This window comes from Paraburkholderia sp. UCT2 (genome assembly GCF_014397665.1).
Classification (GTDB): domain Bacteria; phylum Pseudomonadota; class Gammaproteobacteria; order Burkholderiales; family Burkholderiaceae; genus Paraburkholderia; species Paraburkholderia tuberum.
The window spans coordinates 46,700-72,529 of sequence record NZ_VZQO01000040.1 but is presented as its reverse complement, the minus strand read 5'-3'; the positions used below and the strand labels follow the sequence as shown (position 1 = coordinate 72,529).

At 64.5% G+C, this 25,830-nt stretch carries 20 protein-coding genes; 8 read left to right on the top strand and 12 right to left on the bottom strand.

Features of this window, described 5'->3' with window-relative positions:
• Positions 1–223: 223 nt before the first annotated feature.
• The 6 genes from F6X39_RS27185 (at position 224) to F6X39_RS27160 (ending at position 6,355) form a co-directional block, all read left to right on the top strand.
• Positions 224–625, top strand: a complete 402-nt coding sequence (locus F6X39_RS27185; protein WP_187618851.1) for a GFA family protein — start codon at positions 224–226, stop codon at positions 623–625.
• Positions 626–1,075: 450 nt separating this feature from the next.
• A complete protein-coding gene (locus F6X39_RS27180) occupies positions 1,076–2,197 on the top strand; it encodes an AI-2E family transporter (protein WP_184071299.1) in 1,122 nt (373 codons plus the stop codon).
• A gap of 29 nt (positions 2,198–2,226) precedes the next feature.
• Complete coding sequence (locus F6X39_RS27175) at positions 2,227–3,768, top strand: TolC family protein (protein WP_187618857.1); 1,542 nt, start codon at positions 2,227–2,229, stop codon at positions 3,766–3,768.
• Positions 3,765–4,901: an HlyD family secretion protein gene (locus F6X39_RS27170; protein WP_187618850.1), complete on the top strand. Its 1,137-nt coding sequence runs from the start codon at positions 3,765–3,767 to the stop codon at positions 4,899–4,901. Before F6X39_RS27175 ends, F6X39_RS27170 begins: the two co-directional genes overlap by 4 nt.
• Before the next feature lie 7 nt (positions 4,902–4,908).
• Entirely contained in the window at positions 4,909–5,922 is a 1,014-nt protein-coding gene (locus F6X39_RS27165) for a DUF2955 domain-containing protein (RefSeq protein ID WP_187618849.1), read from the top strand.
• 52 nt (positions 5,923–5,974) lie between these two features.
• The gene (locus F6X39_RS27160; protein ID WP_187618848.1) at positions 5,975–6,355 is read left to right on the top strand and encodes a potassium channel family protein; all 381 of its coding nucleotides are present in this window, start codon (positions 5,975–5,977) and stop codon (positions 6,353–6,355) included.
• A gap of 122 nt (positions 6,356–6,477) precedes the next feature.
• Here F6X39_RS27160 and F6X39_RS27155 read toward each other — a convergent pair whose 3' ends face one another.
• From F6X39_RS27155 to imuA, 8 genes are all read right to left on the bottom strand, one after another.
• A complete protein-coding gene (locus F6X39_RS27155; RefSeq protein WP_187618847.1) occupies positions 6,478–6,945 on the bottom strand; it encodes a DUF4440 domain-containing protein in 468 nt (155 codons plus the stop codon).
• A gap of 116 nt (positions 6,946–7,061) precedes the next feature.
• A complete protein-coding gene (gene glgX, locus F6X39_RS27150; RefSeq protein ID WP_222945330.1) occupies positions 7,062–9,158 on the bottom strand; it encodes a glycogen debranching protein GlgX in 2,097 nt (698 codons plus the stop codon).
• On the bottom strand, positions 9,148–11,643 hold the full coding sequence (locus tag F6X39_RS27145; RefSeq protein WP_187618846.1) for a glycogen/starch/alpha-glucan phosphorylase: 2,496 nt from the start codon (positions 11,641–11,643) through the stop codon (positions 9,148–9,150). The genes glgX and F6X39_RS27145 overlap by 11 nt, the downstream gene beginning before the upstream one ends.
• Positions 11,644–11,676: 33 nt before the next feature.
• Positions 11,677–14,073, bottom strand: coding sequence for a phosphoketolase (locus F6X39_RS27140; protein ID WP_187618845.1), 2,397 nt, complete (start codon positions 14,071–14,073; stop codon positions 11,677–11,679).
• A 232-nt stretch (positions 14,074–14,305) separates the two neighbouring features.
• Positions 14,306–15,265, bottom strand: a complete 960-nt coding sequence (locus F6X39_RS27135) for an SOS response-associated peptidase family protein (RefSeq protein WP_187618844.1) — start codon at positions 15,263–15,265, stop codon at positions 14,306–14,308.
• A 47-nt stretch (positions 15,266–15,312) separates the two neighbouring features.
• Positions 15,313–18,462: an error-prone DNA polymerase gene (locus F6X39_RS27130; protein WP_187618843.1), complete on the bottom strand. Its 3,150-nt coding sequence runs from the start codon at positions 18,460–18,462 to the stop codon at positions 15,313–15,315.
• Between the two features lie 19 nt (positions 18,463–18,481).
• The gene (locus tag F6X39_RS27125; protein ID WP_187618842.1) at positions 18,482–19,951 is read right to left on the bottom strand and encodes a Y-family DNA polymerase; all 1,470 of its coding nucleotides are present in this window, start codon (positions 19,949–19,951) and stop codon (positions 18,482–18,484) included.
• A complete protein-coding gene (gene imuA, locus F6X39_RS27120; protein WP_184029676.1) occupies positions 19,881–20,588 on the bottom strand; it encodes a translesion DNA synthesis-associated protein ImuA in 708 nt (235 codons plus the stop codon). Before imuA ends, F6X39_RS27125 begins: the two co-directional genes overlap by 71 nt.
• Positions 20,589–20,670: 82 nt before the next feature.
• Between imuA and F6X39_RS27115 the strand changes: the two genes are divergently transcribed.
• The gene (locus tag F6X39_RS27115) at positions 20,671–20,955 is read left to right on the top strand and encodes a hypothetical protein (RefSeq protein ID WP_090804206.1); all 285 of its coding nucleotides are present in this window, start codon (positions 20,671–20,673) and stop codon (positions 20,953–20,955) included.
• A 30-nt stretch (positions 20,956–20,985) separates the two neighbouring features.
• Entirely contained in the window at positions 20,986–21,393 is a 408-nt protein-coding gene (locus F6X39_RS27110) for a GFA family protein (RefSeq protein ID WP_187618841.1), read from the top strand.
• A 9-nt stretch (positions 21,394–21,402) separates the two neighbouring features.
• Here the strand turns inward: F6X39_RS27110 and F6X39_RS27105 are convergent, their stop codons facing one another.
• The 4 genes from F6X39_RS27105 to F6X39_RS27090 all read right to left on the bottom strand — a co-directional run bounded on the left by F6X39_RS27105 (position 21,403) and on the right by F6X39_RS27090 (position 25,523).
• Positions 21,403–21,813 (bottom strand): GFA family protein, encoded by a 411-nt coding sequence (locus F6X39_RS27105; protein ID WP_187618840.1) that lies wholly within the window; start codon positions 21,811–21,813, stop codon positions 21,403–21,405.
• Positions 21,814–22,006: 193 nt separating this feature from the next.
• The gene (locus tag F6X39_RS27100; protein ID WP_187618839.1) at positions 22,007–22,321 is read right to left on the bottom strand and encodes a high-potential iron-sulfur protein; all 315 of its coding nucleotides are present in this window, start codon (positions 22,319–22,321) and stop codon (positions 22,007–22,009) included.
• Between the two features lie 86 nt (positions 22,322–22,407).
• Complete coding sequence (locus tag F6X39_RS27095; RefSeq protein WP_187618838.1) at positions 22,408–23,679, bottom strand: c-type cytochrome; 1,272 nt, start codon at positions 23,677–23,679, stop codon at positions 22,408–22,410.
• Positions 23,680–23,795: 116 nt separating this feature from the next.
• The gene (locus tag F6X39_RS27090; protein ID WP_187618837.1) at positions 23,796–25,523 is read right to left on the bottom strand and encodes a methanol/ethanol family PQQ-dependent dehydrogenase; all 1,728 of its coding nucleotides are present in this window, start codon (positions 25,521–25,523) and stop codon (positions 23,796–23,798) included.
• Positions 25,524–25,830: the final 307 nt, after the last annotated feature.

Sequence of the window (25,830 nt, the reverse complement as noted above, 5' to 3'; positions counted from 1 at the left end):
TGCAATTTCCGCTTCGGCGAAGCCGATCTGCCTCTTCATCATCGTGAGTCTGTTCCGTGAGTTGCCTTCTATAACGTCCTCAGCTACGCCAACGATGACCACCGAGCTGAATAAATCAGCGCTTCCCTAGCGGTCTGGCGGTTCGACATCGCGCGTCGGCTCGCGAATAATCACGGCTGCGTGACTTTCCAATTTGCGACCTACCTTCTGTTTAAAAGCAGCCATGAAACCATTGCTTGCCGGCCGATGCCTTTGCGGTGCCGTCCATTACTCGGTGAAGGACGAATTCGTCTATGCGTTGAACTGCCACTGTTCAAGCTGCCGGCGCGCGACCGGCTCGGCGTTCAAACCCTTCGCGGGAATCGAGCGCGACAAGCTGCGCATCACTCGGGGCGAAGACAGCCTGTTGATTTTCGGCGATGAACGAGCGTCGCATGATGTGCGCTGCAAAATATGTGGAAGCCTGATGTTCTCGGTGGTTCGTCAGGGGCAGTACGTTCACGTCACGCTGGGAACACTCACGGACTCGCCCGCCATGTCTCCCACTGCCCACATTTTCGTGGGTTCAAAGGCACCGTGGTATTCGATCACCGACCAATTGCCGCAACACGACGAATTCGGGTGAGTCTCCTTCCTATCGCAACATCGACTCGAAAGGCGCCGTACCAGCCGCCGCCGCCGTGCGACAGCACGATCAGCGGCAGGTGATGGCCTGCTATCGGCGCGCCGGCCGCGACGGTCTGGGTGACGTCGCCCAAGGCGTGCGGTGTGGCCGGCGCCTCGGTGGGATACCAGATTCCGGCAGTGAGCGGCGGCTGGGCGGCTGAGCTCCGGACGGCTCGAGGTCTATGAGACCAAAGTCCAATTGAATATTTCAGGCGCGGGTTCAATAGTAGTGAAACGCCGCGCTCTGTCGACGACAAAGCCGGCGCGATCCTCTTCCTAAAATGCCGGAATTGCAGGCAGGCCTTGGTATTGGCGTCAGGACCGTTCCAGTGGGTTTGAGTTTTCGCGATTGCAGGCCTATCACGGTGTCGCCGCCGAACCGCGACGCGACCTGGCGGGAGAACAACTTATGCTGCTCACACCGATTCCCCAACGGACTCCGTCCCGAGAGATGCTCGACGTCCTGATCCGCGCCGGACTCGTCGCGGTCCTGGCCGTATTCTGTTTTCGGATCTTCGCGCCGTTTCTTAACCTGATGGCCTGGTCGGTGATTCTTGCGATCACGCTCTATCCGCTGCAGGTCCTGCTTCGCTCCATGCTCGGCGGCAAGGATGGCCTGATCGCCACGCTGATCGTCCTTGTCGCGCTTGTCGTGATTCTGGTGCCAACGTATGCGCTGGGTCTCGCGGTAGCCGATTCGGTCGAGAAATCGATCGCCATTGCCAGGAGCGGTACCTTCCGGATTCCGCCTCCCGCGGAGTCGGTGGCGAGTTGGCCGCTGGTCGGCCAGCGTGTGTACGACTTCTGGCAACAGGCATCGACGGACCTGACCGGTCTTGCGCATAAATTCGCCCCGCAGCTGAAGGAGGCCGGGCTCGCTGTGCTTGCAACGGTGACGGGTCTCGGTGCCGGCCTGGTGATATTTTTCGTCGCGCTGATCGTCGCAGGAATCCTGATGGCCCACGGTGAGAAGGGCTATCACAGCGCGGTGCAGATCGCCTCGCGCATCTCGGGCCCCGAGAACGGCGCTCAGATCGCCGACTTGTGCACGGCGACGATTCGTGCGGTGGCCCAGGGGGTAGTGGGCATCGCGTTTATCCAGATGCTGCTGATCGGCATCGGCTTCGTCGTGAAGGGGATACCCGGCGCGGGGTTGCTCGCGCTGGCCGTGCTGCTGCTCGGCATCATGCAATTGCCGGCCACGCTGATCACCATTCCGGTGATCGCCTTCGTGATCGTCACGGACGGCGTGAACACCGCAAACATCATCTTCTCGGTTTACGTGTTCGTCGCGGGCCTCGCCGACAACGTGCTCAAGCCACTGATGCTGGGCCGTGGCGTCGCGGTGCCGATGCCCGTCGTGCTGATCGGAGCGCTCGGCGGCATGGTGACGGGAGGTGTCATCGGGCTATTCGTTGGGCCCGTGATGCTGGCCGTCGGTTATCAGCTGTTCTGGCGCTGGGTCCGAGACCAGCCTCAACCCAAGCAACCCACGCAACCCACGCAGACCCACGAACAGAAGCAGACCTGAAGCTCGAGGATGGCTCCGTGTCACCGTTGATGCGTCCGTACGGGATCGCAGTGCTTTTCGGGGCGGCGGTTGGCCTGAGCGGATGCATGCGGGTGGGCCCGGACTTCAAGCCGCAGCATGAAGCGTGGAGCGAGCACTGGAGTAGCGAATCGATCACGCGGGTCACGCAACAGGGTGTACAGCCCGATGTGCGCCAGTGGTGGCTGATCTTCGACGATAGGAATCTCGAACGTCTGATTGCCGAAGCCGACGCGAACAACGGCGGCCTGAAGATCGCCGGACTGCGCGTGCTCGAGGCGCGCGCACAGCTCGGCATCGCGCTCGCGGGACGCTATCCGCAGGTGCAGCAGGCGAGTGCCGATGTACTGGCTTCGGCGCGCAAGCGCTCGGATGGTTCCAATCCGCGCTCGGGCGCCTTCGTGCAGTACGGCGCGGGCTTCAGCATCGGCTGGGAACTCGATTTCTGGGGACGTTTCAGCCGCGCGATCGAATCGGCCGACGCCGGGTTCTTCGCCGCGCAAGCCAACCGCGACGATGCGCTGGTTCTGTTGCACGCGCAGGTCGCGGATACGTATTTCACGCTGCGGGTCGCGCAGGCGCGGCTACGTATCGCTCGCGAGAACGCCCAGTTGCAAAAACGCAGCTACGACATCGCTCAAAAGCTCTTCAAGGCTGGCGAATCCGATGAACTCGACTTCCAGCAGGCGAAGACGCAGTACCTTGGGACGCTCAGCAGCATCCCCGATCTCGAAAGCCAGATCGTGCTTGCGCGTCATGCGCTGTCGGTGCTGATCGGGCGAGCGCCGGGTCCGCTGCCGGAACTCGACGTGCAGACGGGCAAGGAAGGCGTGGTGCCGCTGGTGGATCATGCCGTGCTGCAGGACGTGCCGGCCGATCTGCTGTTGCGCCGCCCTGACGTTCGCGCGGCCGAGTACCAGATGGCTTCGCAGTCGGCGCTCATCGGCGTGGCACAAGCGGATCTGTACCCGTCGGTATCGTTGCTCGGCACGCTGACGTGGACCGCCAGTTCGCTCGCGGGCGCACCGAGCACACTGCTCTTTGCCGCGGGCCCGAGCGTGACGTGGAACGTGTTCGATTACGGCAGGATCACGAACAACGTGCGCGTCCAGGACGCACGGCTGCAAGAGTTGACGGTCGCTTATCAGAACACGGTGCGCGAGGCGGCGCGCGAGGCCGACGACGCCGCGACGGCGCTGCTCGCCGCCTTGCAGCGCGACACCATTCTGAATGATGCGCAGGGCGCGGCGCGGCGCTCGCTGACGCTCGCCAATACGATCTATCGGGAAGGGTATTCGGACTTCCAGCGGGTCCTCGATGCGCAGCGCGCGCTGTTCGCGCAGCAGGACGCGTACGTGGTCAATCGCAGCAATGCGCTCGGCAGTGTGATCGCGCTTTACAAGGCGCTCGGAGGCGGCTGGGAAACCGAACAGCCGCTCGTCGACGCGGCGACGCGCGCGCAGATGCGGCAACGCACCGATTGGGGCGACCTGCTCGACCAAACGGCGCCGTCTTCCGGTACGCCGGGGCGAGCCGAAGGGGCGTCACGATGAGCGATACCCAGGATACCCGCGAGCCTCGAACCGTCACCCCGCCGAAGTCGTCGACGCCTGCCGCCGACCCTTCGGGCAGGGCGGTCAAATGGGTCGTCTGTCTGATCGTGCTGAGCCTGATCTGGTATCTGCTCGCCGACCGTTTCACGCCGTATACGCAGCAGGCGCGGATTCAGGCCTATGTCGTGCCCGTCGCCGCCGAGGTGTCGGGACGCGTGACGCGGGTGTTCGTCCACAACAACCAGGATGTCAACGCGGGGGACGTGCTGTTCGAAGTCGATAGCGAGCCCTACCGCATTGCCGCCGACCGCGCGCGCGCCGATCTGGAGTCCACACGCCGGCAGGTCGGTGCCAGCACGGCCGGTATCGAGTCGGCACTCGCGGCGTTGCGGGCCGCCATCGCGAACGAGGTCAAGGCGCGCCAGGACAGCGACCGTCTCGAGCGGCTCTATCGTGAAGACGAGGGCACCGTCTCCCTGCGACGCCTCGAGGTCGCGCGGGCGACGCATCAACAGGCGCTAAGCCAGGTCGACGGGGCCCGTGCCGAAGTCGAGCGGGCGCGGGAGCAGCAGGGCGGAAGCGAGGCGGAGAATGCGCAGTTGCGCAGCGCCGCTGGCGCGCTGGAGAAGGCCGAACTCGATCTCGCCAACGCGCGGATCAGAGCCCGCTCGAGCGGCGTCGTGACGGATCTGCGCACGGAAGTCGGTCAGTTCGCCGCGGCGGGCAATCCGGTCATGACGCTGATCGCGATCCGCGACGTGTGGGTCAGCGCCGACATGACGGAGAACAATCTGGGCCATCTCAAACCCGGCACGCGCGTCGAGATCGCATTGGACGTGCTGCCCGGCGAAGTGTTCGGCGGGCGGGTTCGCAGTGTCGGCTATGGCGTGAGCGTGGGGCAGAGCACGCCGGCGGGCAGCCTGCCCACCGTGCAGAATAGCCGCGACTGGCTGCGTCCCGCGCAGCGTTTCCCGGTAATCGTCGAATTCGACGACGGCGAGCGCGCGCGTCTGCGCGATCTGCGGGTGGGCGGGCAGGCCGAAGTGATGGCCTTTCCGACCCAGGGCAATCCGCTCAATCCGCTGGGACACGCGTTCATCCGGCTGATGAGCTGGCTCTCCTACGTCTATTGAGAAGCCCATGCAGCCCGCGACCCAGCGCCTCGGTTATCGCGCGATACGTGTGGCTTTCGGAACGGCGATCGCTCTTGCCGTCAGCTTTGGACTCGATTTCCCGATACCCGTCGTCGCGCCGGTATTCACGGTTTTTCTGCTGGCCGCGCAGCATCGCCCGCTATCGTTGAAGGCCGGCGTGATTCTTTCGCTGGTCGTGGCGTCGACCACCGGCAGCGGCCTGCTCCTCGTTCCGTTGCTTCGTCACTATGCGTTGGCCGGCGTGATGATCGTCGGCCTCATGCTGTTCTTCGCGTTTCGTTACGGGCTGCGTGGCGGCAACAATCTCGTCGCGACTTTTCTGGTCGTGGGACTGACGATGATTTCCGCCGCGGGCACGGCCGACTTCGAACTGGCCCTGACGGTCGTCGGCGCGCTGGCGAAGGGACTTCTGCTTGCCGTGCTGGCGTCGACGCTGGCGCACAGATTGTTTCCTGAAAGCATCGGCGCGCGAGAACAGTCCGCCGCGGCAGCGATGGCGGAAGACGAGGCGGCCTATATCGCGCTGCGTGCCGCGCTCGTCGTCATGCCGGCCTATCTGCTCGCGATGACCGACCCGGCGAACTACATGCCGATCATCATGAAGTCCGTCAGCCTCGGCAGACAAACCTGCACGACCTCGGCGCGCGGCGCCGCACGCGATCTGATCGGCTCGACGCTGCTCGGCGGTCTGCTCGCCATCGCGTTCTGGTTTGCGCTGAGGCTGTTCGTGCATCTGTGGATGTTCTTTCTGTGGATGCTGTTGTTCGGCCTGCTGGTGGGACGCAAGCTGTACGGCCTGCAACCCACGCGTTGTTCGCCGGGCTTCTGGCTGAACAGTCTCGTGACGATGATCATTCTGCTCGGGCAATCGGTGCAGGACAGCGTGGCGGGCAAGGATGTCTACACCGCGTTTGCCGTGCGAATGGGGCTCTTTCTGGCCGTAACGGCCTATGCGTATTTGATGCTTCTGCTTTTCGAGCAGCATCGCCGTGCGGAGTGAGGCGGTGCGGCATGCTGCAAAGCCGACCCGGTGATCGCAACAGGAGCGTGCAATGGGAAATGCGACAGGCGATGGCGCGGTCCGTCCTCGGGCTGGTGAGATCCTGAAGGAAATGGCGATAACCCTGTGGTATCTGAGAGCGATTCTGATCGGCCTGCTTCTACTGTTCGTCTTGCTGACGATTGGCATGGACTACTGGGGCGCGCCCGTCGAGACAGCGAACCGGACACCGTCGCCGCTGGGTGAAACCGTGTACTTCTGCGCGATCACGGCGCTCACCATCGGGTACGGCGATGTCGTGCCCACGTCGGCGTTCGGCCGGATCGACGCCGCATGCCTCGGGCTGATCGGCGTGGTATTCACCGGCTTGATCGTGGCCGCGGCTGTACGAGGTGTGCAGGAGGCCGCGCATCGGGCGGAAAGGACGGGATAGCGAGGCGCGGAACAGAATGAGACGGACTGGACGGTATTGAAGGCGGCAGTCAAGGCGGGACGTATTCAGGTCATTCGTGAATGAGGTTCAAGTCCGAGCCTGACTTTTTCTAAACACATCGGCTAATTGCCTTCCGGCATTTTCGACGAATGATGGCTGGTAATCAGCCACTTGTGCCCATTCCACGCGTAGGTGAACGTATAGCGCGCCTTGACGACCGAGCCGTCCGCGAACTTGAAGGTGTAGAGCCCCGAGTCGATCGCCGTGTTGCATTCGATCATGATGTCGCGGAAGTCGATCGTGCCGACCGGTTTGTTTTCGAGGAAGTGTTTGAAATAGTCGAGTTTTTCGTCGGCGGTCAGACGCGGCTTGTTCGAGACGGTCGGCAGCAGGATCGAGTTCGGCGCGTAGTTCGCCACGACCTTCTGCGGGTCGCCGGTTTTCAGCGAGTCGTTCCAGCGATCGAACAGTGCGGAAATCTGCTTTTCGGAGGTGGGATGGCAGGCTTCGGACCTCGCGAATGCGTTGCCATGGGCCACGACCGCAACCATCGCAAAGACGACGGACGGCCCGTCTACGCTAATTCTCATGATGCCCTCCGCGATCGTTGCCGGTGGATTGTTCCGCCAGTCAATCGAAACTGCGCACGGCATATCCGCCACAGCATCGACATTCGAGGACAAGAACCCGGGTTATTTGCGTCGGTTCAGCTCGCTTCTTCCAGAACCACGACGCTGCGTGCCTCGACGCGAAATTGATCGCTTTCGACAGCGGCCTGTTGCGCCGCTTGCACGATGTCATGCGGACTGTCGCGCGCGGTATCGACGATACGCCGCCAGTGCCGCCCGTCGGACGCGGGCAACTGGACCGTGCGGGCGCAATCGTCCATGTTGAACACCGCGTGCAGTGCCGGCTCGCCAGGCGCTTCGCCGCCCAGCGTGACGGCGAGAAGCCGCGCGCCTGGATCGTGCCAGCCCGGCTCGTTCAGGCGCTCGCCGTGCCACGCCGCATCCGGCCGAGTCTGCCCCGGCGAGGGCCGGCCGGTCAGGAAATACCGCCGCCGCAAACTTGCGTGGCGCTTGCGCAGCGCGATCAGCTCGCGCACGAAGCGCGACATGGCCGAGCCGGCTTCAGTGGGTGTCCAGTCGAACCAGCTGAGCGAGTTGTCCTGACAATAGGCGTTGTTGTTGCCGCGCTGGCTGCGCAGCACCTCGTCGCCGGCGAGCGTCATCGGCACACCCAGACTCAGGAACAGGATGGCCATCGCGTTGCGCGCCTGGCGATGTCGCAGACCGAGAATCTGGGCGTCGCCGGTCCCGCCCTCGGCGCCACAGTTCCACGACAGGTTGTCGGAGCTGCCGTCGCGATTCTCGTCGCCGTTGGCTTCGTTGTGCTTCGATTCGTAGCTCACGAGATCGATCAGCGTGAAGCCGTCGTGGCACGTCACGAAGTTGACGCTGTTGTTGGGCAGCCTGCCGTCGTCCGCATAGAGGTCCGAGCTGCCCGCGATGCAGGTCGCGACCGCCCCGATGAGCCCCGGGTCGCCGCGCACGAAACGGCGAATCACGTCCCGATAGCGGCCGTTCCACTCGGCCCATGCCATGCCGGGAAAGGCGCCGACCTGATACATGCCGGCGGCGTCCCACGCCTCCGCGATCAATGGCACGCGCGACAGCACACGCGAAGACTCGATCGCCCAGGGCAGCGGTGGATCGACCATCAGCTCGCCGCGCTGGTCGCGCGCGAAGATACTCGCCAGATCGAACCGGAAGCCATCGACGCCGAGTTCTTCCACCCAGTATTCGAGGCAGCGCACGATGAACGTCGTCACCAGTGGATGGTTGCAATTGATCGTGTTGCCGCAGCCGGTGTAGTCCCGGTAGCGGCGCCGGTCGGTCGCGTCGAGGTGGTAGAAGATATCGTTGACGAGGCCCTTGAAGTTGATGACGGGGCCCGTTTCGCCCGCTTCGGCCGTATGGTTGAACACGACGTCGAGCAGCACGGCGATGCCCGCGGCGTGCATGGCGTCGGTCAGCGCGCGAAACTCCTGGGGGGCGCGCGCGGGATCGCGGCAGTAGCGAGGATGCGGGCTGTAATAGCTATGCGTGCTGTAACCCCAGTAATTGCTCAGGCCGAGGGCCGCCGTGGCGGGCGGAACGTCCTGTTCGTCGAAGGCCATCACCGGCAGCAGCTCGACGTGGGTCACGCCAAGCTGCGTCAGGTACGGAATCTTTTCGATCAGGCCGGCGAAGGTGCCGGGATGCTGCACGCCGCTCGACGGATCACGTGTAAAGCCGCCGACATGCAGCTCGTAGATGATCGCGTCGTCGAGTCCGCGCGAGATACGCCCAGGGGACGAGGGCAGGGGTTCCGTCACGATCGCGCGGTGGGTTTTGTGCCCGTTGGGATTCGGCTGGCCGAGCGCAGGCCGCGTCCACAGCACGTCGCTAATCGCGCGGGCATACGGGTCGAGGAGTTCGCGGTCGGCGTCGAACGCGTAGCCGCTAGCGCGCGTATCGTGCGGACCGTCCACCCGCCACGTGTAGTAGGTGCCGAACGGCAGCGCTTCGACCATCACATGCCAGTAGTAGAAGGTGCGGTTGCAACCGGCGGCGAGCGTGATGATCTGGAACGGCTCGGGGCTGTCAGCTGCGTCGTACAGCAACAGTTCGACGCGCGTCGCGTGACGGCAGAAGATGCAGAAATTGATGCCGCCGGGCACCGCCGACGCGCCCACGGGAAACCGCGACCCGGAGCGAACCGCATGAGCACGCACCGATCCCGTTTCAGGGTCATTGATCAAGGGTGATCCTCATCGGGCGGATCTTCCAGATCTTGTCGCAGTATTCGCCGATGGCGCGGTCGGAAGAGAACTTGCCCGAGCGCGCGGTGTTCAGGATCGACATCCGGGTCCAGCGCCGCGTGTCCTGCCAGGCGGCGCTCACGGCGTCCTGACGCGCCACGTAGGCGGCGTAGTCGGCGAGCACGAGAAACGGGTCCGCGTGCGTCAGATTGTCGATCAGCGGGCGGAACATCTCACGGTCTCCTCGCGAGAAATGACCGTCGGCGATCAGTTGCAGCACTTCGCTCAGTTCCGCGTCGTCCTTCACATAGTCCGCGGGGCGATAACCCGCGCGCTTCACACGTTCCACTTCGTCGGCGCTCAGGCCGAACAGGAAGAAGTTTTCGTCGCCGACCTCTTCGCGGATTTCGACGTTGGCGCCGTCGAGCGTGCCGATCGTCAACGCGCCGTTCATCATGAACTTCATGTTGCCGGTGCCCGATGCTTCCTTGCCGGCCGTCGAAATCTGCTCGGACAGGTCGGCGGCAGGGTAGATGAAGTGCGCGTTCTTCACATTGAAGTCCGGATAGAACACGACTTTCAGCCGCCCGTTCACCACCGGGTCGTTATTCACGACTTCGGCGATGCCGTTGATCAAACGGATGATCAGCTTGGCCGTCGCGTAGCCGGGCGCCGCCTTGCCGCCGAATACGAAACAGCGCGGTGTCAGCGCGAGTTGCGGATCACGCAGCAGGCGCCGGTACAGCGTGACGATCAGCAACGCGTTCAGATGTTGCCGCTTGTATTCGTGGATGCGCTTGACCTGCACGTCGAACAGCGCGGCGGTGTCGACGCCGATGCCCGTGACGCTCCGGATATGCTCGGCGAGCACGGCCTTGTTCGCCTGCTTCACGCTACGCCAATGCTGCTGAAACGCGGCGTCGTCGGCATAGGCTTCGAGCTTGCGCAGTCGCGCGAGATCAGTGACCCAGCCAGCGCCGATGGTCTCGTCGAGCAGCCGCGCGAGCGCCGGATTGCAAAGCAGCATGAAACGGCGCGGCGTGACGCCGTTCGTGACGTTGTGAAAGCGCTCGGGCCACAATTCGGCGAAGTCCCGCAGCACGGTCTGCTTGAGCAGCCCGGAATGCAGTTCGGCGACGCCGTTGATCGCGTGGCTGCCGACCGTCGCCAGATGCGCCATGCGCACGAGCTTGTCACCGCGCTCGTCGATCAGCGACATGCGTTCGATGCGCGCGTCGTCGCCCGGATAGCGCTGCCGGACCTCGTCGAGGAAGCGGCGGTTGATCTCGTAGATGATTTCGAGCAGGCGCGGCAGCAGGTTGCGCATCAGCGGCAGCCCCCAGGTTTCGAGCGCTTCGGGCAGCAGGGTGTGATTGGTGTACGCGAGCGCGCGCCGCGTGATGTCCCAGGCCTCGTCCCACGGCACCTGCCTGTCGTCCACCAGCAGACGCATCAGCTCGGCGACGGCGATCGACGGGTGCGTGTCGTTCAACTGCACGTTGAACAACTGCGCGAAGTGTCCGACCGGTTCGCCCTTGATTTGGAGCAGGCGCAGCATGTCCTGCAGCGAGCACGACACGAAGAAGTATTGCTGCGCGAGACGCAGGCGCTTGCCGATCTCGGGCTCGTCGTTCGGATACAGCACCTTCGACAGCGTCTCGGAGATGACCTTTTCGTTGACGGCCTCGTAATAGTCGCCGGCGTTGAAGTCCTGCAGGTCGAACGACTCGACTGCCTCGCTCTTCCACAGCCGCAAGGTGTTGCACGTGTTGACGTGATAGCCGGGCATCGGCGTGTCGCAAGCCACGCCTTTGACCTGCCGTGTGGGTGTCCAGCGCACGCACAGGTGCCCGCGTGCATCGGTTTCGTTGTGGGTGCTGCCGCCGAACCCCACGTAGTACGCAACCTCCGGGCGCACGATCTCCCATGGGTTGCCCTTTTGCAGCCACTTGTCGGTGGTTTCGACCTGCCAGCCGTCGCAAATCTGCTGGTCGAAGATGCCGAACTCGTAGCGGATGCCATAGCCGATGGCCGGTATTTCCAAACTTGCGAGCGAATCCAGATAGCAGGCCGCGAGGCGGCCAAGTCCGCCATTGCCGAGCCCCGGCTCTTCCTCGAGTTCGAGCAGCATATCGAGGTCGACGCCGAGCGCGCGCAGCGCTTCGCGTGCGTTGGTCTCGATGCCGAGATTGACGAGGTTGTTGCCGAGTTGCGGGCCGATCAGGAACTCGGCGGACAGGTAGCAGGCGACCCGCACATCGCTTCCGGCGTAGGTCTGGACGGAGGTTGCCCAGCGGGCCAGCAGCCGGTCGCGCACGCTATACGCGAGCGCCATGTACCAGTCATGCGGGGAAGCGATCGCCGGATAGCGGCCCCGCAGGCACAGCAGATTGTCGAGCACGCCGCGTTGGAGCGCGGCGGCGCTCAGGCCGGTGCGCGCTGCATCCGCGCTTTGCTGCGAGGTCGTGGTGGGAGCGTCGGCCATGATGCTTTCCTCGGTGCATGCTGCGCGTGACGTTCAGAAGGGCCAGACCCAGTCGGCGACCTCGGCGCGGTCCGTGCCATGCGTATGCGCATAGTTCAGGTTGCTGACGATCGCGTTCCTCATGTCTTCCCTGAGATGCGCGGATCTGCCCTGCAAGCGCGGCACGCGGTCGAGCACGTCGATCACCAGATTGAAACGGTCCACCTGATTGAGAATCGCCAGTTCGAGCGGCGTGTTGATGTTGCCTTTCTCCTTGTAGCCCCGCACGTGCAGATTCTCGTGATTGCGAAAGCGATAGGCGAGCTTGTGGATCAGCCACGGGTAACCGTGGAAATTGAAGATCACCGGCTTGTTGGTCGTAAACAGGCTGTCGAATTCGCGTTCGGTCGAGCCGTGCGGGTGCTCGCTCGCCGGCTGCATCCTGAACAGGTCGACCACGTTGACGAAACGCAGCTTCAGTTCGGGCAGACGTTCGCGCAGGATCGCCGTCGCCGCCAGCGCTTCCTGGGTGGCGACGTCGCCGCACGAGGCCATCACCACGTCCGGTTCGGCGTCCTCGTCGTTGCTCGCGCGCCGCCACACGCCGATGCCTTTGGCGCAGTGCACGACGGCTTCGTCGATGGTGGTGAATTGCAGGTGTTTCTGCTTGTCGGCGACGATCACGTTGATGCAGTCGGTGGTGCGCAGACAGTGGTCGGCGACCACCAGCAGCGTGTTCGCGTCGGGCGGAAGATAGACGCGCGTGACCGAGGGGCTCTTGTTGGTGACGAGATCGATGAAGCCGGGGTCCTGATGCGAAAAGCCGTTGTGATCCTGCCGCCACACGGTCGACGACAGCAGAATGTTTTCCGCCGATACCCACGCGCGCCATGGCACGTGATTGCGGCTGATGTCGAGCCACTTCGCATGCTGGTTGAACATCGAATCCACCACGTGCGCAAACGCTTCGTAGGTATGGAAGAAGCCGTGGCGGCCCGTCAGCAGATAGCCTTCGAGCCATCCCATCAGCGTATGTTCGGACAGCATCTCCATCACGCGGCCGTCGCGCGCCAGTTCGCCGCCGTCCTCGTCCTCGGGGAGCATCTCGGCCATCCACACCTTCTTGCTGACCTCGTAGATCGACTGCAGACGGTTCGAGGCCGTTTCGTCCGGGCCGAACACGCGGAAGGTGTTCATGTTCGCGCGCATCGTGTCGCGCAGAAATTCGCCGAGTGGCCGCGTGTTCTCCTGCAGCACCTTGCCCGCGTGCTGCACATCCACCGCGTACGCGCGGATGTCGGGCAGCTTCAGTTCGCGGCGCAGCACGCCGCCGTTCGCGTGCGGATTGGCGCTCATGCGCCGCGGGCCTTGGGGCGACAGCGCCTTGAGTTCGGGGATCAGCCGGCCCTCGGCATCGAAAAGTTCGGCGGGCCGGTAGCTGCGCATCCATTCTTCGAGCACTTCGAGATTCGCGGAGTTGTTGCGCACATCGGAAAAAGGCACCTGATGCGAGCGCCACGAGCCTTCGACCTTGTGCCCGTTGATCTGCTTCGGTCCGCTCCAGCCCTTGGGCGTGCGCAGCACGATCATCGGCCAGAGCGGCCGCTCGAGATTGCCGTTCGCGCGTGCCTGCTGATGAATTGCGCGAATTTCGCCGAGCACGGTATCGAGCGTGTGCGCCATCTTCCGATGCATTTCCGCGTGATCCGATCCTTCGACGAAATGCGGGGTGTAGCCGTAGCCGACAAAGAGCGCTTCCAGTTCTCTGCTGCTGATGCGCGACAGGATGGTCGGATTGGCGATCTTGTAGCCGTTCAGATTCAGGATCGGCAGCACGGTGCCGTCGCGGGCCGGGTTGATGAATTTATTCGAATGCCACGCGGTGGCGAGCGGCCCGGTCTCCGCTTCTCCATCGCCGACCACGCAGGCCACGATCAGGTCCGGATTGTCGAGCACGGCGCCATACGCATGCGACAGGCTGTAGCCAAGCTCGCCGCCCTCATGGATGGACCCGGGCGTCTCCGGCGTCACATGCGAACCGATATGGCCGGGAAACGAGAACTGCTTGAAGAACTTCTGCATGCCCTCGGCATCCGCGCTCTTGTCCGGATAGATCTCCGAGTAGGTGCCTTCCAGATAGGTGGGGCCGAGCACGCCCGGTGCGCCGTGTCCGGGACCGGCCATGAAGACGACGTCGAGATCGTCGCGTTTGATCACGCGGTTCAGATGCGCCCAGACGAACGATAACGCCGGGCTCGCGCCCCAGTGTCCGAGCAGGCGATACTTGACGTGTTCGACTTTCAGCGGCTCCCGCAGCAGCGGGTTGTCCAGCAGATAGATCATGCCGACCGAAAGGTAATTGCATGCGCGCCACCACGCGTCGATCAGCTGAAGTTCGTCGCTGCCGAGCGCGGTCTGCTGCGAAGCGTCCGCCGCGGGATGTTTGCCCATACCGACGTCTCCTGTGCTTGCAGCCGCAACCCGAGGGTGTGGATCGTGTCGGGCCCGCTGCGCAGGCGCTTCGATGATTGATGGGGTCCGAATCGCGCCTGTTGGCGGACCTCTACAACCGGGTATTCTTCGCCAGCCGATGAACATCCATAACGCAGAATATGTTACTGCGCGAAGATTGCAAGGATGATCCGACACCGTCTCGCGCGGCCTGCGAAACCGCGTCTTGTATTCAGGCCGCGATCCGATGTTCGTAGAACGGCCGGTCCCGATCATCGAGAATCGCGTACAACGCTGCCAGATCGCGCGGATCGGGATTCAACCACGCGTCGATATGCTCAGGCTTGATCGGAATGATGCAGCGATCATGGCCGGCAGCGGCCACCTCGGGTGGCGGATCATCGGTGATGGCCGCGAAGGACAATAGATCGGGCTCGCCTTTGCCGCTCCAGCGGGACCATAAGCATGCGATCAGCATGTCGTGAGGCGGATTGGGCCGGAACTCGAGCCGGACATTTTCATCTTTCTCGCCGGGCGCCGGTTCGCGGCCTTCCATTCGCGCGCGCGAGACGTTCTCATAGAAAGAACTGGCCAGCATGAGTCCATGCGAATAGCCGAATAGCGCTTTCCAGAAACTTTCGAGACTGTCCCGACGAGCGTTGTACGTGCCGGGATAGCGGGTGTCGTACGATGCGGGCTTGCCGGCCAGGCGGCACTGATAGCGCATCGGTTTGACGACGCGCTGGCCGTTCTCCATCACCATCACCGGCGCGTAGTAGCCGGGAAAGATGCGCGCGTCGCTTGCTTGGGGAGCGGTTCGGCCGAGGTCGTCGAGTCGCTCGAGCGTGCGGTCGATCTTGTCTTGGGCGATCCGTTTGCTCTCGGTCGCCGCCTTGGTGGCTTTGGTCTGCAAAGAGCGCTCGGCATCGGCGAAGCGGGTGCGCTGTTTGAACAGTTCCTGTTCGAGCTTCACGGTCTGCTGCGATCTGAAGCGCTCGATCAGCGCCCAGACTTCCCGTTGCGCGTCGGACTGCGGTTCCGAGAAGGCGTCTTCCATCGCTTTGGGAATCCTGGCCTGACCGTCCTCTGCGCGTTCGAAGAAAAGACGCGCGAATTCCTCGATGCTCATGTGCGCGCCGAACATGCGGACGTAGCGCCGGTAGTCCGCCAGAATCTGAGCCGAATAGCACATGGATGCCTCCGTTTGCTGTTCCGATGATACGCATTTGCGCGCTCGCGTCAGCAGAAGTCTCTGCTCGTCGTCTGCAACTCGCCCAGCAGATGAGACATGTCGACGAGCCGCTGCGCGACGAGATGCCGTACTTCTCCCTGACACTGCCACGTGCCGTATACGGCGAGCAGCGCGGCGCCCAACGCTTCTTTGCGCTGTTTTTCGAGCAGACTCGGCCAGATGATCACATTGACGTTGCCCGTCTCGTCTTCGAGCGTGACGAACACGACGCCCTTGGCCGTGCCGGGACGCTGACGCACCGTCACCAGTCCGCAGCCGCGCGCGAGGCGGCCGTCGCGATAGGTCCGCAGCGTCGAGGCCGGCATCAGCCGGTTCGCGAGCAACTGCGGCCGGAGCAGTTCCAGCGGATGGCGGTTGAGCGTCAGGCCGAGCGAACGGTAGTCGGCGACGATGTCGTTCGCTTCGCTCGGTGCGCCCAGTTCGGGCGTTTCGTCCTGAGTCGCCGCGGCTGCGAGCATATCCTTGTCCGGCACCGCGACGACCGACTGCCACAGCGCTTCGCGGCGGTTTCCCGCGAGCGCTGCCAACGCATTCGCATCCGCGAGCGCATGCAGGTCTTTGCGGTCGAGCTGCGCGCGGCGCGCGAGATCGTTGACGCTCGCGAACGGGCGAACCGCGCGCGCGTTCTCGATCCGTTCGGCGGCGCCGTCCTTCATGCCGCGCAGCAGCGAAAGACCGAGACGGACGGCCGGGCGTGTCGCCCCCGCACGGTGTTCGAGCGAGGAGTCCCAACCGCTGATCGTCACATCCACCGGCAACACCGTGACGCCGTGCCGCTGCGCATCCTGAACCAGTTGCGACGGCGAATAGAAGCCCATCGGCTGGCTGTTCAGCATCGCGGCGAGAAAGGCTTCGGGTTCGTGACACTTGAGCCAGCTGCTCGCATAGACCAGCAGCGCGAAACTGGCCGCGTGACTTTCGGGGAAGCCATATTCGCCGAAGCCCTTGATCTGCTCGAAGATCGCCTCGGCGAAGGCCTGGTCGTAGCCGCGCTCCTGCATGCCGAGCACGATGCGGTCATAGTATTTTTCGAGTCCGCCCTTGCGTTTCCACGCGGCCATCGCGCGGCGCAGCTGGTCGGCTTCGCCGGCGGTGAAGCCGGCCGCGAGAATCGCCACCTGCATCACCTGCTCCTGGAAGATCGGCACGCCGAGTGTGCGGCCCAGTGCGGTCTTCAACGCGTCGCTCGGATAGGTCACGGGCTCGAAGCCCTGACGGCGCTGCAGATAGGGATGCACGGCGCCGCCCTGAATCGGACCGGGCCGCACGATCGCGACTTCGATGACGAGGTCGTAGAACTTCTCTGGCCGCATGCGCGGCAGCATGCTCATCTGCGCGCGCGATTCGATCTGGAACACGCCGACCGTATCGGCGGCCGAAATCATCGCGTAGGTCGCCTCATCCTCGGCGGGGATGTCCTGCATTTCGAAACGTTCTCCGCGCTGTTCCGAAACGAGGTCGAGGGTGCGCCGGATCGCCGACAGCATGCCGAGCGCGAGCACGTCGACCTTCAGCAAGCCCAATGATTCGAGGTCGTCCTTGTCCCACTCGATCACCGAGCGGTCGGCCATCGCCGCGTTTTCCACCGGCACGAGCCGGGTGAGCTTGCCGCGGCTGATCACGAAGCCGCCCGAATGCTGCGACAGGTGGCGCGGAAAATTCAGCAGTTGCGAGGCGAGCTTCGCCCAGGCCTGAATCAGGGGCTGGTTCGGATCGAGGCCGGATTCCGCGAAACGCGCGAGCAGATCCCGACTGGTATCGAACCAGTGGTGCGACTTCGCGACCGCGTCGACGATCTGCGGATCGACGCCGAGTGCCTTGCCCGTTTCCCGCAGCGCACCACGCGGACGATAGGTCGACACCGCCGCCGCGATCGCCGCCCGGTCGCGGCCGTACTTGCGATAGATGTACTGGATCACTTCTTCGCGCCGCTGGTGCTCGAAGTCGACGTCGATATCGGGCGGCTCGCCGCGCTCCTTGCTGATGAAGCGCTCGAACAGCATGTTGCCGCGCGCGGGGTCCACCTCGGTCACGCCGAGGCAATAGCAGACCGCCGAGTTCGCGGCCGACCCGCGCCCCTGACACAGAATGTGCTGGCTGCGCGCGAAGCGGACGATGTCGTAGACGGTCAGGAAATACGGCTCGTATTGCAGGTCCGCGATCAGTTCGAGTTCATGCTCGATCTGCTGCTGCACGTGATGCGCAATCCCCGCGGGAAAACGCCGCTGCGCGCCGGCATAGGTTTCCTGACGAAGATACGAGGCCGGCGTATGGCCGGCCGGCACCAGCTCGTCGGGATACTCGTAGCGCAGCTCGTCGAGCGAAAACGTGCAGCGGCTCATGATGTCGACCGTCGCGGCCAGCGCGTCTTGCGGGTACAGGTTGGCGAGCCGCAACCTCGAGCGCAGATGCTGCTCCGCGTTCGGCGCCAGATCATAGCCGCACTGATGGACCGGTTTGCCGACCCGGATCGCGGTCATCGTGTCCTGCAGCGGCTTGCGCGAGCGCACGTGCATCACGACTTCGCCGAGCGCGACGACGGGCACGTCGCGGCTGCGCGCGACGAACTCGACCGCGCCGCGATGCAGGTCGTCCATCGCGCGTTGATGGAGCACGAGGCCGACCCATGCGCGGCCCGTGAACGTTTCGTCGAGCCATTCGACCTGCGCATCGAGCGCGTCTTCGCTGGCCGGGAAATCCGGCACGAGAATCGCGAGGCAGTCGGGCATGCCGAGCAGGTGGCGATACTCCTTCTCCGGCCGCGACAGATCCTGCGGCGTGAGCCGGTATTCGCCCTTGGGCGCGCGCATGCGCGCCAGCGTGATCAGCTCGGACAGATTGCCGTAGCCGTTGCGGTTGCGGGCGAGCAGGATCAGCCCGAACGCCGGCGAACCATCGGCGTTGACGAGCCGGAAATACGCGCCGACGATGAACGGCAGCTTCGCTTCTTGCGCCGCGACATGCGCGCGCACGACTCCCGCGAGCGAGCATTCGTCGGTGATCGCGAGCGCGGAGTAGCCGAGTTGCGCGGCACGCTCGGCCAGTTCCTCAGCGTGCGACGCGCCCCGCAGAAACGTGAAGTTGGAAAAGCAGAACAGCTCGGCATACGCCGGCAGCATCGTGAAGGTGGTGTCCATGGCCGCTCATCCGCGCCTATCAGCCGAACAGGCCATGCAGGAACCAGCGTTGCTCTTCTTCCGCGTCGCGGCTGCTCACGCGCTCGCGGTAGATCCAGTAGCAGCTCTGGTCGTCCGCCTGCGCGACGAAGTAGTCGCGCGTGACGAGCTCGCCGTCGAACCAGCCGCTCTCGATGCGCTCGCCCGGCGACACCATGCGCAACGGCGAGCCATAGAACGGGCGGTGCTGGCGCATCAGCAGACGCACGGGCGTGTCGAGCATCCACGTCGGGCGGGGCAGATTCTGCGGCAGCGGGCCGGGCTTGACCGGCTGCGACACCGGCAGCCAGCGGTTCGCGAGCTCCGGACGATGATCGGCGCTCGGCGCGGGTTTCAGCACGTTCTCTTCGCCGAGCCGCGCGACCAGCAGTTCGAGCAGCCGCGCGTGATCCTCCTGCGAGCCGCCCGGTTCGGGAAACAGCGTGTCGGACGCGGGCGCGGCCGACTCGACGTTCGACGCGTCGAGCCGCAACGCGATCACGGGCGCGGCGAGCTCGATACGATGCAGCCGCTCCTTGAGCAGGCGCATCAGATGTTCTTCGCGCCAGGTCGGCTCGCCGAGTGCGACGTCGATCGTGGTCGGCTCGATCGCAGCGCGTCCGCGCTCGTGTTCGAGCGACAGGCGAATGCCGGTGAGCGCGAGCTGTTTTGCGCACAGCCATCCGCACAGTTGCACGATCAGGCGCTGCGCGCCGAACACTGCGCCATCCGCGTGTTCGAGCCGGTCCGGCATCTCGATGCGCGCCGAGAACGTGGGCGGCAGTTCGAGCCAGTCGAACAGTTCGGGCGCGGTCCCGAACGCGCGGTCGAGCGAGTCGAGCAGATGTTCGCCGCAGCGGCGCTGCAAGCCGGCGCGGGGCAGGCGGCGCAGATCGGCGATGCGCTCGCAACCAAGGCCCGTGAACCAGTCGGCGAACGGGCGGACCTCGGGCACGGCGAGCATCGGCAGGGCGGACAGGCGCTGGTCGAGCGACGCGAGCTTCAGCACGCGCCGGTTGCCAAACTTCGCGAGCAGCCACGCGCCCTGGCCGGTCGGCGCGGCACTGATGCGCGCGGTGAAGCCGAGCGCGTCGAGGATGGCTTTCGTATCGCGGCACAGCGCGAGCAGGCCGCCGAAGAGCCGCAAACTCGCGCCGATCTCGACGACGACCGTCGCCTCATCGAGCAGCGCGACTTCGGGCGAGAAGCGCATCAGCGCGATACCCACCTCGCGATGGGCCGCCGTTTCGCGGCCGCTATCGCGCTCATACATCTCGGTCTGCGGCGACAGCGTCAGCACGCCGCCGCGCTTCATGCCCGGACGCACGCCTGCCGAGCGCGCGGCGGGGTCGGCCATGACCACCTTGTCTTTCTCCAGCACCGCGCAGCCATGCGCGGGCTCAGGCGACCACTTCGGTCTGAAGACCTCGAGCGGCAACTTTGGCAGATGAACGGCGAGAAAGACGCGCATGTCGGGAAAGCAGAACGGGAGTGGGTTGAAGGGGAATCGACAGGGGCTCTGCGCGAGCGGGCCCTCGTCGTTTCACGATGTCGATGGTGAGACCTTCGGCCGATGGCCTGAGCGCGAGCCGCAGCAGCGCGGGGGATGCCTCCTGCGCGGTGGCGAGCGGCCGCACCATGATGAAAAGCGTCTCCGACGACTGCGCGGCCAGATGCAGACGGCGCAGCGAGGACGCCTGCGCGTACTGCGCCCAGAAGATCAGCGCGCCGCAACTGCCGGCGCGCAGGATCTGCTCGGCGGACCACAGCGCGTCGGCGGTTTTCGGCGCATTGATCCGCAGCACCTGCTGCAGCGACAGGCCGATGTAGTTGAGCCCGAGGCCGTCCGGCGTATGCGGCGGTTGCACGAAGACGAGCGGACGCTCGCCGACGGCGCTGAGCGCCGGCTGCAACAGCCGCAGTTCGCCGACGCCGGCCTGCTGCACGAGCAGATCGACCAGCGCGCCGAGCGGCCAGCCACCGCCGGGCAACTCCGCCGACAGGGCCGGATAACCGGTATCGACGCTGCGGCCGCGGCCAGCGCCAAGCTGGGACGCCCGCCACAAGGACGGGTGAATGGCTTCCGGTGCTGGCAGGGCGGCTGTCATTTGCGAAAATACCTGTATGGATATACAGTATCCTACATGGTTTTATGAGATAGCGAGCAGGCACTTTTTTGGGGGTGGGTTCATGGACATGCGAGTGCGCAAGCCAGCCGGGCATCCGATGCCGGAGATCGCGGCGTTCGTGGCCGAACTGAAAGCGGTGTTCGGCGAGCCGGACATCGATGAAGCGATTCGCCGCGGCAAGGCGGGCGAGCCGACGTTTCATGCGCGGGAAAACGGACGCTCGGCGGGGACGGCGGCGCCGGTTGCGGCGAACGTCTGGCGCGTGGATCGCGCGGTGCGCGACCGCCATTACTGCGAGGGTTGCGACGGCTCGTGCATTGGCAGCGCGAAGTCGTGCCGTCCATAATGGCAGCGGCCCTCAACCCCGGAGAACCCCATGTTGCGCACGTACCTCGGAAGTTGCCATTGCCAATTCGTGAAGTTCGAGGCTCGCATCGATTTCGACGAGGGCACGTCGAAGTGCAATTGCAGCTACTGCAGCAGGCTGCGATTCTGGCACGTGCAGGTTCGCCGGGAAGATTTTCGTCTTCTTTCGGATGAAGCCGCGCTCAGCGAATATCAGGGGCACAATGCGGTCGCGCATCACCCGTTCTGCAAACGCTGCGGGGTCCACGTATTCGATCGCATCGATATGCCAAACGGCACAGGGTATCCGTATGTCAACGTGAACATCATGTGCCTCGATGAACTCGATCTCGATGCGGCGCTGAATGCGCCAGTGACCTATCGGAATGGCCTGCACGACGACTGGGGCAATCCGCCTTCGGAAACGCGGCAGCTTTGATTACGCCGGTCAGGGCGCCCTGCGCGGATGGTGAGGCATGTCTGGCTGGTGGGCGTCCAGTTGATGGCGTTCGGACGTGAACTGGGCGAACTCGGGCTTGAACCGCGCAGGATCATCGAGCGTGCCGGCATAAAGGGTCACGATGTCCGGCGCATGATGCGGCGTAGCGAATAGCAGGCTGCCGCAATGAGCGCAGAAGTTGCGCGTCGTGGGCATTCCGCTGCCGCCGATTTTCATATAAGGCCTGACGTCACCTTTGAACGAAAAGCCGGCGGCTCTCACTACGACGACCGGCAACCCGGCGGAACCTGACGCGCGCTGACAATCGCGGCAATGGCAGATCAGTTGCGCGAGTGAATCACCGCGAGCTTCGTATTGCACCGCGCCGCACAGGCAGCGCCCCAGCCAGGGCGTCGACATCGATCTTCTCCGGTTCAAATGATCTCGCTGTTTGTTCGGGAGCCTAAGAATAGGTGCGGCGGACCGTAGCTTAGCAGAGCTCGAACGTCGTTCAGCTATCGCATCGAATCAGCGAGCGAAGGGTCCAGGGGGCGACGTGTCTTCGCCTGCCGTCGCGCGTGCGCCGCTTCGCGGCGCACCCACGGACCAGCGCTCAAACTCGTTGCGCATAGACGTTGCACCAGCCGTCAGCGGCAACCGATTTGCCGGGGAACATCGGGCACGGTCCTGAAGCCTCGCCCGCTGCGCCGGTATAGAAACGACAGTTCGCGCAGGTCTGGCCCGCGTGGTACTTGGGGAACTTCGCGGCGTCGACGCTGCTTGCTTTCGCACGATAGCCGAGCGAGCTGGACGTGGCGTCGTTTTCATCGACGGCGGGCGGCGCGGCCAACGCGAGCTCGGCGCTGGCGAGCGCGGCACACAGGCCCGCGGCCTGGAGAATGAAGTGTCTGCGGTTGTGAGAGACCATGATGATGCCCTGAGAAAAGAAATGGGTCGTCCATGCCGCATTCGATTGAAGCGGCGTGGCGTCGTAATGCGGTGCGAAGCAACGTGTTAGTGGCGCGGTCCGGCGTTCAGCGGTGTGGTCGAGGATTGCGCGGCTTGCGCGGTCAGCTTCGCGCTACCGGCGTCGTAGCCATTCGTATAGAGCAGGAAGGCCATCAGATCGGCGTACTCCTCGTCGCTCATCTTGCCGGGATGATCCGCGGGCATGTTGGTCGACATGTACTGGTAAATGCCGCCGATCGTCAGATGCGAGTTCGCCGCTGGCGCGAAGGCCGGTCCGATCAACGACGGCGCGGTGTTGCCTTCGAGCTTCTCGCCGTGGCATTTCGCACACGAATCGGCATACAGATGTTCACCGTGGGTGACCTGATCGTGATCGAACGACGGTGTCTCGGTCGTCGCCGCAACCTTGATGAAGCCGCCGGCGGCGGGCATGCCGCCCACGCGCCATAGGTCCGCACGCGGCGACGCCTGGGTCGGGCCGTCGAGATAGCGCGCGAGATTCGCGTGAGTGCTGGCCGCCGTCGCCGAACCGCTCGTGAGGGTGGTTGGCAGCGCCCAGTTGCGCGTGAGTGCTGCGAGCCGGCCATCGCTGCGCAGACGCGTGAGCGCGTCATCGATGCGCTTTTGCAGCGGCTGCGTGTCGGGCCCCGACGCGAACACCAGATTCCAGTCGGCATAGGGCGACTCGGCGACGGCAACCTCGAAGTGCTGCTGCGGGTGCGCATGCCGATACGCCACCACGGCCGGGTACCAGACGATCGCGCGCTGGGCGCGCCCTTTCGCGAGGGCGTCGACGGTCAGCGCGGAGGTGGTTTCCAGATCGAAGCGCGCGTTCTTCTGCTGAACCGCGATCAGTTGCGACGGGCTCGACCAGGTGGCGGCAATGGTGATCTTGCCGTCCGGCGCCGCGACGGGGGTGTTGGCCGCATGGCCGCCGCGCAGCGTGACGCTGACGTAACCGGAGTGCAGATAGCTGTCGGAAAAGAGCAGGTGCGAGTCGGAGCCGTCGGCCACGCTCGAACGCGGAAAGCCCGCGATCACGTCGCAGTTGCGCTGCAGCGATGTCGAGAGCTCGCGAGCGGAGATGCCGTCGTCGCCGCCGTCGTCGTCGATGCCGCGCGGCGCGAATGTCGCGGTAATGCCCGCCGCGCTCAACACCGCGCGTGCAACGGACTTGTCCAGTTCGGCCGAAGGGCTGCCGGGCATCGTGCACACGCGGACGCTGGACGACGTCCGCGCGGCCGCCTGGGCGGCAACATGTGCGGCGCCGGCGACGAGTGCGCCGGCGAGAGCAAGGTGAGTGAATCGAATGTTCATGATGGTGCGTTCCTGTGATGGCGGGAACACCGCGCCCGCATGGGCTGCGTGCGGGCGCGGAAAGATGCAGCTGCGAAGGCCGGATGGGCGGAACGACGCGGGTGCGGTGGCTGCGCCTAGCTGCGATCGAGCGCGAACACGTACAGCGTGCCGCCGCGCGGAACGTCCTTCGCGACGTCGGCCATCGGGCCGCCCCAGATCGGATTCGCACCGCCGTAGCCCGCGAGCACGGCCACGTATTCCTTGCCGTCGACTTCGAACACGGAAGGTTGCGCGACGATGCCGCTCGCGAGTTGCGGGCTCTCCCACAGCACCTTGCCCGTCGTCACGTCGAACGCGTACAGATGGCCGTCGAGCGAGCCGCTGAAGGCGAGGCCGCTGGCCGTGGTGGCGACGCCACCGTTCCAGGGCATCCTGGTCCAGTGGCCCCACAGCTTCTTGCCGGTATTGACATCGATGGCCTGAAGCTCGCCATAACCCTGGCTGCCCGGTTCAGGCTGGATCTCGAAGCCTTCGCCGAGGTAGGGCAGACCCTCCATGTAGCTGACCGACTTGCCGGACAGGCTCATGCACGCATGCAGCGAGGGCACCACCGCGATGTGCCGCTCGGGATCGTAGGAAGTCGACCACCAGTTCTTGCCGCCGAGAAAGCTCGGACAGGTGTTGATCGTCGTGCCGGCCTTGGGAAACCGGCTGGCGTCCTGAACTGGTTTGCCGTCGGCGGTATAGCCCGTCACCGACAGCGCCTTGACGAACGGCTCCGCGTAGATCAGCTTGCCGGTCTTGCGGTCGATCGCGTGGAAGAAGCCGTTGCGGTCGGCATGGATGATGGCGTCATACTGTTTGCCCTTGTAGCTGATGTTGGCAAGAACCGGCGTGTTGACGCCGTCGTAGTCCCACGTGTCGTTACTCGTGTACTGATAGTGCCACTTCAGGTCGCCGTTCTTCGGATCGAGCGCGAGCAGGGAATCGGAGTACAGATTGTCGCCGGGACGCAGCGCGGCGAGCCACGGTCCCGGATTGCCGACGCCCCAGTACAGCGTCTGCGTGGCGGCGTCGTAGGTGCCGGTCAGCCACGCCGCGCCGCCGCCATGTTCCTGCATGCCGTCGGGCCACGTATCGCCGCCCTTGTCGCCGGCATTCGGGATCGTATAGCGCTTCCAGATGATCGAGCCGTCGTCGGGATCGAGTGCGGCGATATAGCCGCGAATCCCATACTCACCGCCTGATGTACCGACCACGATCGCGCCGTCGAGCGCGAGCGGCGCGAGCGAGAACGCGTAGCCGAGACCCGGTTCGAACATCTGCTTTTTCCACACGACATTGCCGCTCTGCGCGTCGATCGCGGCTACCTCGCCGCTCAGCATGGCCACGTAGACGTTCTTGCCATACAGCGCGACGCCGCGATTCACTACGTCGCAGCATGCGGTCTTGAACGATTCCGCGCCGAGCTTCGGCTCGTATTTCCAGAGCTTCGTGCCGCTCCTGACATCGAATGCATAGACGTTGTCTTTCGGCGTGCTGACGAAAAGGTAGCCGCCGTTGACGATCGGGGTTGCTTCGAAGCCTTGCTTGAGTTCCGCGGGGAACTGATAGCTCCAGGCCTCCTTGAGCCCGGCGACATTCGATGCATCGATCTGCTTCAGTGGCGAATGTGACTGGCCGCTATAGCTGCGGTAGTAGGTGAGCCAGCCTGGGTCGCTCTGTGCATGAGCGAGGCGCTCGTAAGTCACGGCGGGGTAGTCCGGGGCGGCGTGCACCGGAGCCACGTTCAGTGCCATCACGATCGCGATGCTCGCTCCAAGGACAGCCAGCCGGCCTGCGGCGGGCGAACGGTTCTTCATGGTCGTCTCCTGAGTGTTTGTCGATGCAGTGCCGGCAGAGGCGTCGCCCCTTTGTTCCGTGTCGATCCGGTTGCGGTGCCGTTACTGCAAGTCACATGCCATTTTTGTGGGCGAGTCCGAAAGGGCGGCACGCCTGAAACGTGCGGCGGCACATATCGCGCGCAGGGCGCTCCATGTGTTGCATCCCGGTACAACGCCGGGCGATGGAGTGTTGAGAAACAGGACAGTTGCAGCGCTGGCGCGCATCGCTCGGGTCGAGGGCGACGTCAGGATCGCGGGCGAAGCTGTCGCTGAAATGGATGGCCCG